Raw genomic sequence first — 17531 nt, 5'->3', positions numbered from 1 at the left:
GAATCGCGGCCGAGTCTCCCGGCGCGTGACGGTGTCGCTCGGTAGGGTAAAGGTCCGAGCGGATCAGTAACCGAGACTGCTGGGCAGAACAGGATGCTCGTGAGAGCTCCCTTCACACAAGGAGGTCGACGGCGATGGCTCAAGAACAGACGCAGCGTGCCGGTGGCGGCGAAGACGACGACACCACTGGCGGCGACGGTAGTGCCGGCCAGGAACGTCGCGAGAAGCTCGCTGCAGAAACCGACGACCTACTCGACGAAATCGACGACGTGCTGGAAGAGAACGCCGAGGACTTCGTCCGCGCTTACGTGCAGAAGGGCGGCCAGTGACGGTGGATCGCGCGCCCCGGATAACCGACGGGGACACACGGTTGAGCTTCGGCTCCAATCTGTCGTCATTCTCGGAATATCTTCGAGTGCACGCACCGGAGCATCTTCCGCAGAACCGATTCGCTGACAGGGGAGGTGTAACCATGGGCGGGGGTGATGTTGCTCCGCACGGGACCACCATCGTCGCGATCAGTTACGCCGGTGGCGTGTTGCTTGCCGGCGATCGCCGGGCGACCATGGGCAATCTTATCGCCAGCCGTGACGTGCAGAAGGTGTACATCACGGACGACTACTCGGCTGCGGGGATTGCCGGGACCGCCGGCATCGCGATCGAACTGGTGCGCCTGTTCGCGGTTGAACTCGAGCATTACGAGAAGATCGAAGGCGTTTCACTCACGTTCGACGGCAAGGCAAATCGTCTGTCGTCGATGGTGCGTGGCAATCTCGGCGCCGCAATGCAGGGACTCGCAGTTGTACCGCTGCTGGTCGGCTACGACGTGGACGCCGTCGACCCTACGACGGCGGGTCGCATCGTCTCGTACGACGTCGTGGGTGGGCGGTACGAGGAACGTGCCGGCTATCACGCTGTCGGATCGGGATCATTGTTCGCGAAGTCGGCGCTCAAGAAGTTGTATTCACCGGGCATCGACGAGGCCACTGCGCTTCGTTTGGCGGTAGAGGCTCTGTACGACGCCGCCGACGACGATTCGGCGACTGGTGGACCAGACGTTACGCGCGGAATTTATCCGACCGCAGTCACGATCACCGCAGCAGGAGCCGTGGAACTGTCCACGGAGCGGGCGGCCGAAATCGCCAGGGACATTGTTGCGGCGCGTACGGCGCTCGGTAATCCGGAAGGGGGTTCTGCGCTATGACGATGCCGTATTACGCATCAGCCGAACAGATCATGCGCGATCGTTCGGAATTGGCGCGCAAAGGAATTGCCCGTGGACGAAGCGTCGTCGTACTGACGTATCGCGACGGTGTGGTGTTTGTCGCGGAGAATCCGTCGACGGCGTTGCACAAGGTCAGTGAGTTGTACGACCGTCTCGGTTTTGCGGCCGTCGGCAAGTACAACGAATTCGAAAATCTCCGTCGTGCGGGCATTGTGCACGCGGACATGCGTGGGTACTCGTACGACCGTCGTGACGTCACAGGCCGTTCGCTCGCCAATGCGTACGCCCAGACTCTGGGCACAATTTTCACCGAGCAACCCAAACCGTACGAGGTCGAGATCTGCGTTGCGGAAATCGGCCGCTTCGGTAGCAACACGCCGGCTCAGCTGTATCGGATCACGTACGACGGTTCGATTGCCGACGAGCAGGAATTTGTGGTCATGGGCGGCACCACAGAGCCAATCGTTACCGCGATGCGCGAGTCGTATCAGCGAGACCTCGATCTGGAGTCCGCTGTACGTATCGCAGTTGGAGCATTGCAGAAGGGTGGGCCGGCGCCCGTCGGAACAACCGAGGCCGAGCCCCGGGTGCTGACTGTCGAGGCACTGGAAGTTGCAGTTCTCGACAACAACCGTCCGCGCCGTGCGTTCAAGCGAATCTCGGGAGCAGCACTCGAAGCCATGCTGCCATCGGCAGCAGAGCCACAGAGCAAGGCTGAGAAGACTGAGGATGCGCCGCCGTCAAACGGCGACGCACCCCAATAGCAACTGTTTTTCAGTCCTTCGAAATTCTGTAGACGGCAACCGCGGCCGGTTCGGTGGTGAAATCGAACCGGCGCGCGTCTGCCACAACTTCACCGTCGGTGGCAATCGCTACAGACTCAGCATTCACCTGAACCGAGAGCGTCGGCGCCAGGGAGTGGATGTAGACCGGTGAGCTGCCCAATGTTCCTGTGGCAGCGGCAAACAGCAACCGGGCGCGGGAGAATTTCCGGTCGGCTCGCAAGTACCGGACGTCGAGCAGCCCACGGTTGAGTTCGGGCCGCGACATCGGGACCTGGTCGCCGGGGGAGTACCGGCCGTTTCCGACGAAGAGCATCCAGATACTAGCCTTGGTGCCGTCGATGGTGACACTCATCGGCTCTGCGGCGGCTAGCACGCGGATCATCGCCGCGGCGGCCGCCGGCCACTTGCCGAATCGCGGTTCCCACTTTTCACGTAGCCGTACCGCATCCGGATAGCCGCCCAGACTGGCTGTGTTGAGAAAACGAGCGGTAACCCCGGTATCGGTTGTCACCACGGCATGATCGACAAACGCTGCTTGTCCGGACTCGACCGCCGTCACGGTTTCAGCGACGTCCGCGACACCGACGTCGCGGGCAAAGTGGTTGAGGGTTCCACCTGGGAAAACTGCGAGCGGAAGATTGTGTCGTGTTGCCGCGTCCGCGACCGTGACGACGGTGCCGTCGCCGCCGCACACACCTACCGCTCGCGGTTTCGACTCACGAAGCTTCGCTTCGATCTGCTTGTCGAAATCTATGTCCGGGTTGAATTCGATAATGACTGCTGCGGGCAGGGCTTCCCGGATCGCATCCACGATGCCGTCGTCTTCGCTGCCGGATCCGGGATTGGTGAAGACAACCAGTCCGTCGCCTCCAGGCAGCGCAGGTACCACACACTCGGGACCAAGATCCGCGGGTTCTTCGTCGCGTACTGCCCACCACCTGCGCGTTCCCGCTGCCACGGCACCTCCGACGGCTATTCCGGCGAACACGTCCGAAGGCCAGTGCACCCCGTTGTGCACGCGTGAATAGGCGACGGCCGCGGCCAATGGAGCGAGTACTGCGCCGGTTGTCGGAGATTCCATTGCTACCGCGGTAGTGAATGCGGCTGCGGAGGCGCTATGACCCGACGGGAACGACGAGGACGTCGGGAACTCGACTCCGCGCTTCGGGTTGATCCACGCGCGAACGGGTGGGCGCCGACGGGGAAAAAGCGGTTTCAACACACCGTTTGCCAGTGCGCTCGATCCGGCCAATGCGAGCATTCCGCGGGCAGCCGCGCGGCGCGGTTGTCCGCCGATCAGCGCGAGGACACCGGCGATAGCCATCCACAGGAACCCGTGGTTGGCTGCTCGCGAGAGCCGCCGCATCACGGAATCGAGCGTGGAAGGCTTCAGTGCGCCAGTGCTTTCCATCCATTTGACGTCGGTTCGGACAAGTTTTCGGTGCAGGTAGCTCACCCCGCCACACTATGCCGACTCGAGATGTTGTCGAGTCGTGACGCCACGGGAGTTCGTCAACACGGGTGAAGCGGGCATTCTGGTTGTACTGTCGAAGTGTGCAGAGACGAATCATGGGTATCGAGACGGAATTCGGCGTTACCTGCACCTTTCACGGGCACAGGCGACTGAGCCCCGACGAGGTTGCTCGTTACCTCTTCCGTCGTGTCGTGTCGTGGGGTCGTAGTTCCAACGTCTTCCTCCGCAACGGAGCGCGCCTGTACTTGGATGTTGGTTCTCATCCGGAGTACGCAACCGCCGAGTGCGACAGCCTCATCCAACTGGTCAACCACGACCGGGCCGGTGAGCGAGTTCTCGAGGAACTGCTCATCGATGCGGAAGAGCGGTTGGCAGAAGAGGGAATCGGTGGCGACATCTACCTCTTCAAGAACAACACCGACTCCGCCGGAAACTCGTACGGTTGCCACGAGAACTTCCTGGTCGCGCGAGCTGGCGAGTTCTCCCGCATCTCCGACGTGCTGTTGCCGTTCCTCGTGACGCGTCAGTTGATCTGCGGTGCCGGAAAGGTTCTGCAGACACCGAAGGCAGCCACGTTCTGTCTCTCCCAGCGTGCCGAGCACATCTGGGAAGGCGTCTCGTCGGCCACCACACGTTCGCGTCCGATCATCAACACCCGCGACGAACCTCATGCCGACGCCGAGAAGTACCGTCGCCTGCACGTCATCGTGGGCGACTCCAACATGGCCGAGACCAGCACGATGCTGAAGGTCGGCTCTGCCGCCTTGGTGCTCGAGATGATCGAGGCTGGAGTCTCCTTCCGCGACTTCGCCCTCGACAATCCGATTCGTGCCATCCGAGAGGTCAGCCACGACGTCACCGGAAAGCGTCCGGTCCGGTTGGCCGGCGGCCGCCAGGCCAGTGCTCTCGACATCCAGCGTGAGTATCACTCGAAGGCTGTGGAGCACCTGCGCAATCGCGAACCGGATCCGCAGGTAGAGCAAGTTGTCGATTTGTGGGGCCGCATGCTCGACGCCGTCGAAGCCCAGGATTTTGCGAAGGTCGACACCGAGATCGACTGGGTGATCAAGCGTAAGTTGTTCCAGCGCTACCAGGATCGTCACGGATTTGATCTGTCCGACCCGAAGATCGCGCAGCTCGATCTTGCGTATCACGACATCAAGCGTGGGCGCGGAGTGTTCGACGTGTTGCAGAAGAAGGGCTTGGTCAAGCGCGTCACGGAGGACGAAACGATCGACGACGCCGTCGACAACCCACCGCAGACGACACGCGCGAAACTTCGCGGCGATTTCATCACTGCAGCGCAGGCCGCGGGGCGTGACTTCACCGTCGACTGGGTGCATCTCAAGCTCAACGATCAAGCTCAGCGAACAGTCCTGTGCAAGGACCCGTTCCGTTCGGTCGACGAGAGAGTTGAGCGACTCATCGCGTCGATGTAGTGCGCTGACGTGTCGGCAACCGCAGAGCCACTAGGATTTCGGCGTGGCGACATCGAAAATCGAGCGGTTGATGAACTTGGTGATTGCATTGCTCTCCACCAGGCAGTTCCTCACTGCGGAGAAAATCCGTGATTCAGTAGCCGGTTACAGCGATTCCGCCAACTACGAGGCGTTCTCCCGGATGTTCGAGCGGGACAAGAACGAGCTTCGTGACCTCGGAGTTCCGTTGGAGACGGGACCGGCTGGGCGGTTTTCGACGGTCGAGGGATATCGGATCAATCGCAATGCGTATGAGCTTCCTGATGTCGATTTGACCAGCGAAGAGTCGGCGGCCGTTGCCGTTGCCGTGCAGCTGTGGGAATCGCCCGAGCTGATTTCCGCCGCACAGAGTGCCTTGCTCAAACTGCGTGCTGCCGGTGTACAGGTCGACGGGGATGTTTCCGCCGCGCCGATTACCGCGATTCCGGCTCGCTCACGTGGTTCCGAACCGGCTCTCGGGAAGCTGCTCGCCGCAGTCGACGCGGGCCGGGCCGTTCATTTCCAGCATCGCGCTGCGCTCAACGAACCGTTCATCGAGCGGACAGTGGAGCCGTGGGGCGTGGTCACGCATAACGGCAAGTGGTATCTGGTCGGTCATGATGTCGATCGGGACGCTGTCCGCACGTTCCGCCTGTCCCGCATCGGTGACGATGTTCGCGAATTCGGCCCAGCCGGCGCGGTGCACAAACCGGAGGGTCTTGATCTTCGCGAGGTTGTGGACCGAGTAACCGGATCCGGTGTCGTGACCGGTACCGCGACTGTCTGGGTGGCGGCGAACCGCGCACACGAGCTGCGCAGGTTGGCGTCGTCGATGACGGATCGGACGCTGACCGAACGCGAGGGAAGCGTTCTGTCGATCCCGGTTCGATCGTGGGAGTGGACTGCCAGATTGATCGCCGGACACGGGGCAGATGCGTTGGTGCTTGATCCGCCGGACCTGCGGGCTGACGTGATCACCAAACTTCAAGGTGCTGCGGCACGCTCGGAGATTGCCGAGCAGAAGGAAACTCACTGATGAACAATCGCCTGTCGTCGAGGCTTGCTCGATTGCTGAATCTTGTTCCGTTTTTCATCGCGAACCCTGGAATGAGCGCCGCGGAGGCTGCCGCCGAACTCGGTGTCAGCACAACGCAGTTGATGAACGATCTCAATCAGTTGTGGGTGTGCGGGCTGCCCGGGTACGGCCCGGGCGATCTGATCGACCTGTCATTTTCCGAGGAGAGCATCGACGTCACGTTCTCCGCTGGTATCGACCGCCCCCTTCGGTTGACGTCGACCGAAGCGACCGCGTTGCTCATCGCGTTGCGCTCGCTGGTGGAGATGCCGGGCATGGTCGATCCGTCCGCGGCGCAACGAGCAATTGCCAAGATCGAAGCGGCGGCAGGCTCTGCGGCAGCGCGCGCCACGGGTAACGGGCATGAGGCCGAACCGGAAGACGACGTCGCCGAAGATCCGGTAACGGCGACGGTCCGGTCGGCGCTGGCTGATCGGCGCGCACTGAAGCTGACCTACTACTCGGCTTCGCGGGACGCGGTGTCCGAGCGGGTGGTCGATCCGGTGCGAATCGTGTTGGTCGACAATTTCAGCTATCTCCAGGGCTGGTGCCGCCAGGCCGAGGGTGTGCGGTTGTTCCGATTCGATCGGATCGATGCGGCAATCGAACTCGACGAGCCGTCCACTCCGCCACCGCACGCGCTCGACGAGGATTCCAGTCTGGAATTGTTCAGTGGCGACGGATCACTGCCCGAAGCCCGATTGTTCGTAGCTCAGAACTGTGTCTGGATGCTCGATTACTACCCGATGGACGTCCAGAAGGTGAACGACGACGGTTCCGTCGAGGCAACAATGAGTTTCGGGACACTCGAGTGGATGGCACGGTTGGTTCTCGGGTTCGGCGAGGGTGTTCGGGTGCTTGCACCGCCGGAACTGGTTGCCGAAGTGCATAATCGGGCGGTGACGGCGTTGGACGCTTACGACACGATCGGATCGTGAGCGGGCTTCACAGCAACCGCGCATGAAACAAACAGGTAAACGGTAGCTGAAGTAAGGACTTGGAAGCCTCCTTACGCCGGTTGTGTCCGGTAGCATCGAGGAATCTGATCATGGGAGGTCATTATGGGTGCAATGCAGCCGATGCATTGGCTGATTGTTGCTGTTGTCGTTGTCATTCTGTTCGGGTCGAAGAAACTGCCCGACGCAGCTCGAGGACTCGGCCGTTCACTGCGCATCTTCAAGAGTGAAGTCAAGGAAATGCAGAATGACGACGCGGCTCCTGCTGCGCCCGTCGTTGCTCAGGCCCCGGCTCAGCTGCCGACCGCACAGGTGACCGCTACCGGCGCTGCTGCTCCGATCGCGCAGCCGACCGAAGTTAAGCCGCTCTAGCTACATGCCGCTGTCCAACCGGGGTGAAATCTGTATTCACCCCGGTTGTGTGCTGACCAAAACCAGTTTGCCAAGAGCAGGATGTACCAGTGCGAATTCCGTTAGACCCGCGTAACCGCCAGCGGAAGGTCAACCCCGACGGCACCATGTCGTTGATCGACCACCTGTACGAATTACGAACTCGACTGCTGTTCGCGTTCCTCGGTGTCATCATTACCACCGCCTTCGGATTCTTCTGGTACTCCGCGTCGATTTTCGGGATCGAAAGCCTCGGCGACCTATTGCGCGGACCGTACTGTGAGCTTCCGGTCGAAAGCCGCGCAAACCTCAGCGTCGACGATGCGTGTCGTTTGCTCGCAACCGGTCCGTTCGAGCAGTTCATGCTGCGATTCAAGGTGGCCCTCACCGCGGGAATCGTGCTTGCCAGTCCGATCTGGTTGTACCAGTTGTGGGCATTCATCACTCCGGGCCTGTATTCGAAGGAACGCCGCTACGCCGTGGCGTTTGTCACCGCCGGTGCCGGCCTCTTCATCCTCGGTGCCGTTCTTGCGTACCTGGTCGTGTCGAAGGCTTTGCACTTCCTTCTCACCATCGGTGACAACGTTCAGATCACCGCGCTCAGTGGTTCCGAGTACTTCGGATTCATCATCAACCTGCTGCTGATTTTCGGCGTCAGTTTCGAGATTCCGCTACTGGTCGTCGTACTGAACTTTGCGGGAATCCTTACCTACGAGCGGCTCAAGGCGTGGCGTCGCGGCTTGATCTTCGGCTTGTTCGTGTTCGCGGCCATCGCAACTCCGGGTTCGGACCCGTTCTCGATGCTCGCGCTTGCGCTCTCGCTCACTCTGCTGTTCGAGTTCGCAGTGCAGATTGCGCGCATCAACGACAAGCGCAAGGCCAGGAAGTCCGGCGAAGACTGGGGCGCGCTGTCGGACGAGGAAGCGTCGTCGATCTCGGCGCCGACCGACTTGAACGAAGCTTTGGATGAACCCGCGAAGCCGAAGGCGGAGTCACGCGGATTGTTCGGCCGGAAGTCGAAGGCGAAGGCAACTGCCGCGACCGAAGCCGGTTCCGGTGCTGCCGGCAACACGTCGGGCCAGGACTTTACCGACACCCTGTGAGGCGTTCCCCGGTACCTTGTGAGGCGTGTCTCCAGGGTGCTGGGGTTCCCGTGTCGCCGGCGTGTGACACGCTGACGAGGTGGTTATGAGTAGTAGTGAAACGAGTTCTGATGTTGAGCTCAGCAAATTTGCTTCGGGGCTGAAGTTCGACCTCGATCCGTTCCAGATCAACGCCTGCCGCGCCCTCGAAGAGGGTCACGGTGTGCTGGTGTGCGCGCCGACAGGTGCGGGAAAGACTGTGGTCGGCGAATTCGCCGTCCACCTGGCGTTGGCTGCTGGGCGAAAGTGCTTCTACACCACGCCCATCAAAGCATTGAGCAATCAGAAGTACGCCGAACTGAGCGAGCGATACGGCCCCAGTGAAGTCGGTTTGCTCACCGGAGACACCAGCATCAACTCGGACGCTCCTGTTGTTGTCATGACCACCGAGGTGCTTCGCAACATGCTGTACGCCAATTCGGAGGCGTTGCGCGGTCTGTCACACGTTGTCATGGACGAGGTTCACTACCTGGCCGACCGTTTCCGCGGCGCAGTGTGGGAAGAAGTGATCCTGCACCTGTCCGAGGACGTGCGGTTGGTGAGTTTGTCCGCCACCGTGAGCAATGCCGAGGAATTCGGCGCCTGGATGGAGACTGTCCGCGGCGACACCACCGTTGTGGTCGACGAGACGCGGCCGATTCCGTTGTGGCAGCACATCATGGTGGGGCGCCGGATCTTCGATCTCTTCGACAGCCGTAGCAATCCTTCGGCCGGACCCTCGAAGTTTGTTGTCAACCAGGATCTGGTTCGGCATGTCAAACAACGTCAGGCCCTCGACCGGGTGGAAAGCTGGCAGCCGCGCGGTCGTGGCCGTAGTCGCTACCAGAGTGCCAACGATTTCCGGCCACTTCCCAGGCCTGACGTGATCGCACAACTGGACAAGGAAGGTTTGCTGCCGGCAATCACCTTCATCTTCTCGCGCGCCGGGTGCGATGCCGCGCTGACTCAGTGCGTTCGCTCGAGGCTGGATCTGACGACTCCCGAACAGGTGCGCGAGATCGACACGATCATCGACAAACACATCGGTGGCCTCCCCAAAGAGGACTTGGAGGTGCTCGGTTACTGGGAGTGGCGTAAGGCGTTGCAGCGCGGTCTGGCAGCCCACCACGCCGGGATGCTGCCCGCTTTCCGGCAGACGGTCGAGGAGTTGTTCGTCAAGGGCCTCGTCCGCGCTGTATTCGCCACTGAAACTCTGGCACTGGGCATCAACATGCCGGCCCGCACCGTGGTTCTCGAACGGCTGGTCAAGTACAACGGCGAAACTCACGCCGAGCTGACGCCGGGTGAGTACACACAGCTCACCGGTAGAGCTGGCCGACGCGGCATCGATATCGAGGGGCATGCAGTCGTCCTGTGGCAGCCAGGTGTCGAACCGACCGACGTCGCCGGCTTGGCGTCCACCCGAACATTCCCGCTGCGCAGCTCTTTTCGGCCGTCATACAACATGTCGATCAATCTGGTGGATCGCATGGGCGTCAAGGAATCCCGCACGCTGCTCGAGCGCTCGTTCGCCCAATTCCAGGCGGACCGCTCCGTGGTAGGCGTGGTGCGGAGCATCGAACGCAACGAGACCGCGCTGAAAGCGTTGCAGGACAAGCTCGGTGGTCCAGACGGTGAGTACTACGAGTACGCGTCGTTGCGTGATCGACTGAGCGATCGGGAACGCAAACTCGAACGAGAAAGTCGTGAGGATCGCCGCGATCAGGCCGTCGCGTCGCTGCGGACGCTGCGACGCGGTGACGTCATCGCGATTCCGATCGGACGGCATTCGGGTACCGCCGTTGTGCTTGTGCCGGACAACGATCCGAAGGATCCACGGCCGTTGGTTCTCGCCGAAGATCAGTGGGCCGGAAAGCTGTCCGCCGCGGATTTCCCCGAAGCTGCCGAAACGCTCGGTGTGATGCGGTTGCCGAAGTTCGTCGATCACCACACCGGACGGTCGCGGCGCGATCTGGCGTCGGCGTTGCGCAGCACCGGATTCACCGCGCCGCGCCGGAAGAAGCGGCACAAGGGCGGCGCGTCCGAGGACGCCGAGGTGGCGTCGTTGCGTCGCGCGATTCGGTCGCACCCGTGCCACAGTTGGCCCGATCGTGACCATCTCGGTCGTATCGGGGAGAAGTACAACCGGCTGGCTCGGGAAACACAGGCACTGCGACAAAAAGCGGCAGCCACCACCAATTCCTTGGCGCGTACGTTCGACCGCATCGTGTCGTTGCTCAAGGAGCGCGGTTACATGAGCGCCGAGTCCGTGCCCCAAGTGACAGAAGCCGGGCAACGTCTGAGCCGGATCTACAGCGAGAGCGACTTGCTGGTGGCCGAGTGCCTACGTACTGGTGCGTGGCAGGGTCTGACTCCGCCCGAGCTTGCGGCGGTCGTGTCCTCGGTCGTGTACGAATCCCGTAGGGACGGCGACACGACGAGTCGAGTGCCGACGCAGGCGATCCGTCATGCGCTCACAGACACCCAGCGGCTGTGGAGTGAACTGCGAGCGGACGAAATTCGCCACAAATTGCCGCCGACGCGTGAGCCTGATCTGGGTTTTGTCACGGCGGTCTATCACTGGGCGAGCGACAATTCGCTGGTCGAAGCGTTGCTGGCTGCCGGTGTGCAGGGGCGCGCGTTGTCGGCGGGCGATTTTGTCCGCTGGTGCCGACAGGTAATCGATCTCCTCGATCAGGTGCGGCTGACGGCTACGGATCCCGTCGTCGCGAAGGTCGCGGCGAAGGCTGTGGGGTCGATTCGTCGCGGAGTGGTCGCTCTCGACGCAGCTTGAGCGCGGACTGTGTGGTTGGATTCCCAGGAGTTGCGTGTGCACGCGGCATCTGGCATGCGTGACGTACGCGGTAACTGAAGACTGGTGTTTCGAGTGGAGGCGAAGATGAGCGGGCCTTACGGACCGAATGATCCGAATGGGCAGTGGGGCAACGGTGAACAACCACCGCAGCAGCCGTGGGGACAGCCTGGATACGGGCAGCCGGGTCAGCCCCAGGGGCAACCGGGTTACGGTCAGCCACAGGGCCAGCCTGCGTACGGGCAACCCGGATACGGCCAGCCAGGCCAGCCTCAAGGCCAGCCTGCGTACGGGCAACCCGGATACGGCCAGCCAGGCCAGCCACAGGGGCAGCCCGGTCAGCCCGGATACGGTCAGCAGCCGTGGGGTCAGCCTCAGCAGCCCGGTCAGCCGGGTCAGCAGCAGTGGGGTCAACAGCCAGGCGGCGACCAGACTCAGGTCTGGGGGCAGCCAACGGCCCAGCAACCGCAACAGGCGTGGGGCGCGCAGCCCGGTGTTCAGCCCGGCGCGCCGGTTCAGTGGAATCAGGGACCGCCGCAGGGTGCAAAGTCCAAGAAGCCGCTGATCTTCGGTGCGATCGGTGTACTGGTCGTTCTGGCAGCCGTCGTCATCGGCCTCTTCGTATTCACGTCGAAGGACACGCTGGACGCAAATGCTGCGGCCAAGGGTGTCGAGAAAATCGTCACCGAGTCGTACGGCGCCAAGAACGTCAGCGACGTTTCCTGCCCGTCGGGTCAGGAAATCAAGTCCGGTGCAAAGTTCACGTGCACCCTCTCCGTCTCGGGTGAGAAGAAGTCGGTGACGCTGACGTTTGTCGACGACACCGGAACCTACGAAGTCTCGCGCCCCAGCTGAGTTGTCAGTTGTCAGCCGGTCGGCTTGCCGCAGCTTTGAGTGCCGCGGCAAGACGGCCGGCCGAACGCTCGATTCTCAAGGTTTCAGCCAGTTCGTCGAAGCGGGCTTGATCGATCGGTGCGTCGGGAAGTACGTCGGACCTCGAGAACTGCACATCTGCGTCACGCACGACACGCACAACGGGTAACGCGGCGTCGAGGTATGCCTTCGCCTCGGGTGACGTCAGTTTCGCTCGCAGACCTTTGGCCATATCGGATTCGGGATCTTCGGCAGCCGTGCGGATGCCGTCGAGCGATCCATACCTGAGCATGAGCGTCGACGCGGTCTTTTCGCCGACCCCCTTGATGCCAGGAAGTCCGTCGGACGAATCTCCGCGCAGCGCAGCCAGTTCCGCGTAGGCGTCACCGGCGCGATCGGCGGGCACACCGTATTTCTCGGCTACCTCGGCCGGCCCGAAGAGTTCGGCCTTGGCCAACCCGCGGCCGACGTACAGAACGCGAACGGGAACGTAGTCGTCGGTGACAACCTGCAACAGGTCGCGATCTCCGCTGACCACGACGGTGAGATCATCGCGTTCCGTGGCGGCCAGCGTGCCCAGGACGTCGTCGGCTTCGAGACCGACCGCACCGGCGGTGGCGATTCCCGCTGCCGCGAGGACATCCATGATCATGTCGACCTGCGGGGTGAGGGTATCGGGCACTTCCTCGGACGAACCGTCGGATCCCTCGGCAACGCGGTGAGCTTTGTAGGTGGGGATGGCGTCGACGCGGAACTGCGGTCGCCAATCCAGATCCAGGCATACGGCGAGGCGACTCGGTTGGTGCTTGGTGATCAGCGACGCGACCATGTCGGTGAATCCGCGGACAGCGTTGACGGGTCTGCCGTCATCGCCGACAAAGGACTCGGGTAGTGCGTGGAACGCACGAAACCACAGGCTGGCACCGTCAAGGAGAAGCAAAGGCCCACTCATGGTCACCATCCTGCCAGTCGGCACTAATCTGGAAGCCATGACCTCTCCCGCCGAATATGGTTCACGTTTCCCCTCAGCCGTCTACGAATCTCGTATTGCCCGCGCCGCAGAGTTGGCGAGCGCGGCTGGTCTGGACGGTCTTGTGGTCACGCCGGGGCCGGATTTGCGCTATCTGACGGGCTCCCGAGCGGATTCGTTCGAACGGTTGACGGCCCTGGTGATCGCTGCCGACGGAGCAAGGGCGTCGGTGGTGCTTCCTCGGCTGGAACTGGCGTCGTTGAAGGAATCGGCGGTCGGGGATCTTGGTCTCGACGTGCTGGACTGGGTGGACGGTGTTGATCCGTATGCCATTGTCGCTGGTCAATTGCCGACGGGGGCGAAGGTCGCGGTCACGGATGCGATGCCCGCGCTGCATTTGATTCCGTTGGCGGATGCTGTGGGTTCGTTGCCGATTCTTGCTACGGGCGTGCTGCGTGAGCTGCGGATGGTCAAGGACGCCGCGGAAGTCGACGCGCTCCGTCGCGCCGGTCAGGCCATCGACCGTGTGCATGCACGGATGGCCGAGTTTCTCGTTGTGGGACGGACGGAAGCCGAAGTCGGCGAGGCGATTTCAGCAGCGATTCTCGAGGAAGGTCACACCGAGGCGGCATTTGTCATCGTGGGGTCGGGTCCGCACGGCGCCGATCCGCATCACGAGGTATCCGATCGGGTGATCGAGAGCGGCGACATTGTGGTGATCGACATCGGCGGGCCGGTGGAGCCCGGATACAACTCCGATTCCACTCGCACGTACAGCATGGGGAAGCCGTCAATCGAGGTTGCTGCCCAGTTTGCCGTGCTCGAAGCGGCTCAGCAGGCGGCTGTGGACTCTGTTCGCCCCGGCGTGTCGGCGGAATTCGTGGATGCCGCTGCGCGCGACGTGCTCGCTGCACAAGGGTTGGCCGAGGTGTTCGTTCACCGCACAGGCCACGGGATCGGCTTGTCGGTCCACGAGGAGCCGTACATCGTGGAGGGCAACAGCATCGAACTGGCCGAGGGTATGGCTTTCAGCATCGAACCGGGAATCTATTTCCGGGGCAACTGGGGTGCCCGGATCGAGGACATCGTTGTTGTCACCGCGGACGGTTGCGAGTCGTTCAACAACCGTCCGCACGGTTTGACGATCCTTTAGCTGGTCAGCTCTTCGGCCGCAGGTTTGAATGCGGCCGTTCCCAGAATGCGGGTGACGTCGATTTCGATGACCACCCGCGCCGGATTGATCCGTGGCTGGCGGTACCGCTCGGCGTAGCGCTGAACGGCGTCGGCCACGGATTCAGGGTCGTCGAGCACGCGCGCCGGACCTTCGAGGGTGAGCCAGCGTCCACCGTCGACAGAACTGATGGCGCCGTAACCACCCCGGGCGGCGTTGACGGCTTTCTGTGATCCGCCGCTGGTGATGACACGTGCTTTTCCTGCTTCCTGATCCCACGTGAATCCCACGGCCACGACGTGCGGTGTGCCGTTCGGGCGCAGAGTTGTCAGGGTGGCGAGATGGTATTCGCGCACGAACGCCAGACCGTCGTCGGAGAGCGCGGCGGGTGCGGAGGGGGTGATGGTCATGCCACGACGGTAATCGAGGACACTAGTGCAGTGACTGCGGGTGCGAACACTGAAGATGCCGAGACGGTCCTCCTGCTGGGAGGGCGAAGCGAAATCGGTCTGGAGATTGCCGTCCGGTTGGCCCCCGGCAGAAGAATCGTGCTGGCGGCGCGGCGCAGCAACGACCTCGAACAGCAACGCACGATGCTGACGAACGCGGGCGCCCTAGCCGTGACAGCCGTCGAATTCGATGCCGATGCAACCGACACTCATGCAGACTTCCTCGCACGGGTTGCCCGAGCGCACGGCCGGATCGACGTCGCGGTGCTGGCGTTCGGAATCCTGGGTGATCAGGCCCGCGCGGAAACCGACGCCGCTCATGCCGTTGCAATTGTTCACACCGATTACGTGGCGCAGGTCAGCATCCTGACTCTTCTCGCGGACTTGATGAAACGACAAGGCCGCGGCAAGATCGCTGTCTTCTCGTCCGTGGCCGGTGTCCGGGTGCGCCGCGCAAATTACGTCTACGGTTCTGCAAAGGCCGGCCTGGACGGCTTTGCCAGCGGCCTCGGAGATGCGTTGCACGGCAGCGGAATTCAACTACTGCTTGTCCGGCCTGGTTTTGTGATCGGCTCGATGACCGAGGGCATGAAGCCGGCGCCGATGTCGAGCACACCGGCGCAGGTCGCCGACGCGGTAGTTCGGGGATTGCAGTCCGGCGCAACGCGGGTGTGGGTTCCGCGAATCCTCCAACCAGTTTTCTTCATGATGCGACTTCTCCCACAATCGATCTGGCGGCGGATGCCGCGATGACCGCCGACGAACCCGTTGTTGTCGTCGGTCTCGGCGCTGACGGTTGGGAGGGCTTGTCGGACTCGGCGAAGAGCGCTGTGCTCGGCGCTCAGGTGTTGATGGGTTCCTCGCGTCAACTGGACCTGATCCCATTGGTAGACGGCTCCTCGGCCGATCGGATCGCCTGGCCCACACCGATGCTCCCGGCGCTCCCCGGACTGTTCGACGCTCACGCGGGCCGCCGTATCTGCGTGCTGGCCAGCGGCGATCCGATGTTCCACGGGATCGGCGCCACACTCGTGCGTGTGTTGGGTGCTGACAACCTTCGGGTGATCTCGTACCCGTCGTCGATTGCTCTGGCGAGTGCTCGCATGGGATGGGCGTCGGCCGATGCGGAGTTGGTGAGCCTGGTCAACCGTGATGCCACCACCGTCTTGCCGTCCGTCACCAACGGTGCGCGGTTGTTGGTGCTGAGTAACGGCAGGGCCACACCCGGTGAGGTGGCAGAAATACTGACCTCCACCGGTTTCGGTCGGTCCATGATCACTGTCCTCGGACAGTTGGGTGGAGCGCACGAATCACGAACCGTTGCCAGGGCTGACCAGTGGGATGTCGACGCCGCAGATGTCGACCCGTTGAATGTTCTTGCCGTGGAATGTGTTGTGTCGGGCGCTCCGCACCGTCTGACGCGCGTTCCCGGATTGCCCGACGCGGCATACAGTGGTGACGGTCAGATGACGAAGCAGGAGATCCGCGCGCTGACGATCTGCGCGCTGGCCCCGGCTCCCGGTGAATACTTGTGGGATGTCGGCGGCGGGTCCGGCACTGTCGCGATCGAATGGATGCGCACCCACCCACGTTGCACCGCAACGTCATTCGAGCAGACGGCATCGCGGATCTCCCAAATCGTGGGTAACGCGCGGGCCTTGGGTGTGCCGAGCCTCGATGTCCTCGGGCGCGCGCCCGAATCGTTTGCCGAGGTGACCCGCACACCCGATGCCATCTTTATCGGCGGAGGTGTGACGCAACCCGGAATGCTCGACGCCTGCTGGGATCACCTCGAGGCCGGCGGAAGACTGGTGGCCAACGCCGTCACCGCAGAATCGGAAGCGTTGCTCCTGGAGTGGTTCACCCGATTCGGCGGCACGTTGCGTCGGTTGCAGATCCAGCGGGCCGAGCCCTTGGGAACATTCAACGTGTGGCGACCCCAACTGCCCGTCGTGCAGTGGTCGGTCACAAAAACGGAGGCAACTGCCGGTGCAGATGCCGATCACACAGAGGAAGACGCTCAATGACCGTTCATTTCATCGGTGCTGGTCCCGGTGCTGCCGACTTGATCACGGTGCGCGCCCAGCGCATCATCGCGGCAAGTCCGGTGTGCTTGTACGCGGGCAGCCTCGTCCCCGCGGAACTGCTCGAATACTGCCCGGCCGGCGCGCAGGTGGTCGATACCGCTCGATTGAGCCTCGACGAAATCACCGCGCTGCTCGTCGCAGCGGATTCGGCGGGACACGACGTAGCACGGTTGCATTCCGGTGACCCGTCGATCTTCAGTGCGGTAGCCGAGCAGGCGCGACGGCTGGATGCTGCCGGAGTCCGATACGACATGGTGCCGGGTGTTCCGGCGTTTACCGCGGCAGCGGCCGCACTGGGCCGTGAATTGACGGTTCCAGGCGTATCGCAGACCATCGTGCTGACCCGAGTGTCGACGCTGTCGACAGCGATGCCCGAAGGTGAGGATCTCCGGTCACTCGGACGCAGTGGTTCGACCATGGTGATTCATCTCGGCGCGCACCGCATCGAGCAGATCGCCGACGAGCTTGCCGAGAACTACGGGGTCGACTGCCCGGTCGCGGTGGTCGCATTTGCGTCGCGCCCCGACGAGATCGTGGTGCGTGGAACGTTGAGTTCAATAGTGCGTCAGGTTCACGAGGCCGGCATCACAAAGACTGCCGTAGTCATCGTCGGACGCGTGCTCACAGCCGAGGGGTTCCCGGATAGTTACCTGTACTCGGCCGCACGTGAGCGGGTCACACACTGA

Annotated in this window: 17 protein-coding genes; 14 read left to right on the top strand and 3 right to left on the bottom strand. The window is 62.5% G+C overall.

Annotated elements, in window-relative coordinates; genetic code table 11:
• Window positions 1-134 precede the first annotated feature (134 nt).
• The 3 genes from RG2_RS14690 to prcA are packed head-to-tail and all read left to right on the top strand — an operon-like array spanning window position 135 to window position 1989.
• Window positions 135-329 (top strand): ubiquitin-like protein Pup, encoded by a 195-nt coding sequence (locus tag RG2_RS14690; protein WP_033231954.1) that lies wholly within the window; start codon window positions 135-137, stop codon window positions 327-329.
• Window positions 326-1204, top strand: a complete 879-nt coding sequence (gene prcB / locus RG2_RS14685; protein WP_033231955.1) for a proteasome subunit beta — start codon at window positions 326-328, stop codon at window positions 1202-1204. The genes RG2_RS14690 and prcB overlap by 4 nt, the downstream gene beginning before the upstream one ends.
• Entirely contained in the window at window positions 1201-1989 is a 789-nt protein-coding gene (gene prcA / locus RG2_RS14680; RefSeq protein ID WP_033231956.1) for a proteasome subunit alpha, read from the top strand. The genes prcB and prcA overlap by 4 nt, the downstream gene beginning before the upstream one ends.
• Before the next feature lie 10 nt (window positions 1990-1999).
• Here prcA and RG2_RS14675 read toward each other — a convergent pair whose 3' ends face one another.
• The gene (locus tag RG2_RS14675) at window positions 2000-3421 is read right to left on the bottom strand and encodes a bifunctional phosphatase PAP2/diacylglycerol kinase family protein (RefSeq protein WP_165826369.1); all 1422 of its coding nucleotides are present in this window, start codon (window positions 3419-3421) and stop codon (window positions 2000-2002) included.
• 143 nt (window positions 3422-3564) lie between these two features.
• On the opposite strand from RG2_RS14675, the gene pafA reads away from it, so the two are divergent.
• The 7 genes from pafA to RG2_RS14640 all read left to right on the top strand — a co-directional run bounded on the left by pafA (window position 3565) and on the right by RG2_RS14640 (window position 12150).
• A complete protein-coding gene (gene pafA / locus RG2_RS14670) occupies window positions 3565-4923 on the top strand; it encodes a Pup--protein ligase (RefSeq protein WP_181317503.1) in 1359 nt (452 codons plus the stop codon).
• A gap of 43 nt (window positions 4924-4966) precedes the next feature.
• The gene (locus RG2_RS14665) at window positions 4967-5977 is read left to right on the top strand and encodes a helix-turn-helix transcriptional regulator (RefSeq protein WP_033231959.1); all 1011 of its coding nucleotides are present in this window, start codon (window positions 4967-4969) and stop codon (window positions 5975-5977) included.
• On the top strand, window positions 5977-6954 hold the full coding sequence (locus RG2_RS14660; protein ID WP_033231960.1) for a helix-turn-helix transcriptional regulator: 978 nt from the start codon (window positions 5977-5979) through the stop codon (window positions 6952-6954). The genes RG2_RS14665 and RG2_RS14660 overlap by 1 nt, the downstream gene beginning before the upstream one ends.
• A gap of 123 nt (window positions 6955-7077) precedes the next feature.
• Window positions 7078-7344 (top strand): Sec-independent protein translocase subunit TatA, encoded by a 267-nt coding sequence (gene tatA, locus RG2_RS14655; protein ID WP_033231961.1) that lies wholly within the window; start codon window positions 7078-7080, stop codon window positions 7342-7344.
• 89 nt (window positions 7345-7433) lie between these two features.
• Complete coding sequence (gene tatC / locus RG2_RS14650) at window positions 7434-8465, top strand: twin-arginine translocase subunit TatC (RefSeq protein ID WP_033231962.1); 1032 nt, start codon at window positions 7434-7436, stop codon at window positions 8463-8465.
• 85 nt (window positions 8466-8550) lie between these two features.
• A complete protein-coding gene (locus RG2_RS14645) occupies window positions 8551-11277 on the top strand; it encodes a DEAD/DEAH box helicase (protein ID WP_033231963.1) in 2727 nt (908 codons plus the stop codon).
• Window positions 11278-11382: 105 nt separating this feature from the next.
• Complete coding sequence (locus RG2_RS14640) at window positions 11383-12150, top strand: DUF4333 domain-containing protein (protein WP_033232191.1); 768 nt, start codon at window positions 11383-11385, stop codon at window positions 12148-12150.
• Between the two features lie 4 nt (window positions 12151-12154).
• On the opposite strand, the gene RG2_RS14635 is transcribed toward RG2_RS14640, so the two are convergent.
• Complete coding sequence (locus tag RG2_RS14635; protein ID WP_033231964.1) at window positions 12155-13120, bottom strand: 5'-3' exonuclease; 966 nt, start codon at window positions 13118-13120, stop codon at window positions 12155-12157.
• 37 nt (window positions 13121-13157) lie between these two features.
• Here RG2_RS14635 and RG2_RS14630 point away from each other — a divergent pair, with 37 nt between their 5' ends.
• Window positions 13158-14291 carry a M24 family metallopeptidase gene (locus RG2_RS14630; RefSeq protein ID WP_033232192.1) on the top strand — a complete coding sequence of 378 codons (1134 nt, stop codon included), beginning with the start codon at window positions 13158-13160 and terminating at the stop codon, window positions 14289-14291.
• Here RG2_RS14630 and RG2_RS14625 read toward each other — a convergent pair.
• On the bottom strand, window positions 14288-14719 hold the full coding sequence (locus RG2_RS14625) for a PPOX class F420-dependent oxidoreductase (RefSeq protein ID WP_033231965.1): 432 nt from the start codon (window positions 14717-14719) through the stop codon (window positions 14288-14290). The genes RG2_RS14630 and RG2_RS14625 overlap by 4 nt on opposite strands.
• 30 nt (window positions 14720-14749) lie before the next feature.
• Between RG2_RS14625 and dprE2 the strand changes: the two genes are divergently transcribed.
• Genes dprE2 through cobM form a run of 3 tightly spaced genes read left to right on the top strand, consistent with a single transcriptional unit; the run spans window position 14750 to window position 17531 of the window.
• Complete coding sequence (gene dprE2 / locus RG2_RS14620; RefSeq protein WP_033231966.1) at window positions 14750-15511, top strand: decaprenylphospho-beta-D-erythro-pentofuranosid-2-ulose 2-reductase; 762 nt, start codon at window positions 14750-14752, stop codon at window positions 15509-15511.
• Entirely contained in the window at window positions 15508-16785 is a 1278-nt protein-coding gene (locus tag RG2_RS14615) for a bifunctional cobalt-precorrin-7 (C(5))-methyltransferase/cobalt-precorrin-6B (C(15))-methyltransferase (protein WP_033231967.1), read from the top strand. The genes dprE2 and RG2_RS14615 overlap by 4 nt, the downstream gene beginning before the upstream one ends.
• Entirely contained in the window at window positions 16782-17531 is a 750-nt protein-coding gene (gene cobM / locus RG2_RS14610) for a precorrin-4 C(11)-methyltransferase (RefSeq protein ID WP_033231968.1), read from the top strand. The genes RG2_RS14615 and cobM overlap by 4 nt, the downstream gene beginning before the upstream one ends.

It is taken from the genome of Rhodococcus globerulus NBRC 14531 (genome assembly GCF_001894805.1).
GTDB classification, from domain to species: Bacteria; Actinomycetota; Actinomycetes; order Mycobacteriales; family Mycobacteriaceae; genus Rhodococcus_F; species Rhodococcus_F globerula.
The sequence above is the reverse complement of the archived record's forward strand: the minus strand, read 5'-3'. Positions and strand labels throughout refer to the sequence as shown.

Coding starts and splice junctions, on each gene's coding strand:
- RG2_RS14635 (WP_033231964.1), bottom strand. CDS start 13,120: ATGAGTGGGCCTTTGCTTCTCCTTGACGGTGCCAGCCTGTGGTTTCGT.
- RG2_RS14630 (WP_033232192.1), top strand. CDS start 13,158: ATGACCTCTCCCGCCGAATATGGTTCACGTTTCCCCTCAGCCGTCTAC.
- RG2_RS14660 (WP_033231960.1), top strand. CDS start 5,977: ATGAACAATCGCCTGTCGTCGAGGCTTGCTCGATTGCTGAATCTTGTT.
- RG2_RS14675 (WP_165826369.1), bottom strand. CDS start 3,421: ATGGAAAGCACTGGCGCACTGAAGCCTTCCACGCTCGATTCCGTGATG.
- cobM (WP_033231968.1), top strand. CDS start 16,782: ATGACCGTTCATTTCATCGGTGCTGGTCCCGGTGCTGCCGACTTGATC.
- RG2_RS14645 (WP_033231963.1), top strand. CDS start 8,551: ATGAGTAGTAGTGAAACGAGTTCTGATGTTGAGCTCAGCAAATTTGCT.
- RG2_RS14640 (WP_033232191.1), top strand. CDS start 11,383: ATGAGCGGGCCTTACGGACCGAATGATCCGAATGGGCAGTGGGGCAAC.
- tatA (WP_033231961.1), top strand. CDS start 7,078: ATGGGTGCAATGCAGCCGATGCATTGGCTGATTGTTGCTGTTGTCGTT.
- RG2_RS14625 (WP_033231965.1), bottom strand. CDS start 14,719: ATGACCATCACCCCCTCCGCACCCGCCGCGCTCTCCGACGACGGTCTG.
- prcA (WP_033231956.1), top strand. CDS start 1,201: ATGACGATGCCGTATTACGCATCAGCCGAACAGATCATGCGCGATCGT.
- RG2_RS14615 (WP_033231967.1), top strand. CDS start 15,508: ATGACCGCCGACGAACCCGTTGTTGTCGTCGGTCTCGGCGCTGACGGT.
- RG2_RS14690 (WP_033231954.1), top strand. CDS start 135: ATGGCTCAAGAACAGACGCAGCGTGCCGGTGGCGGCGAAGACGACGAC.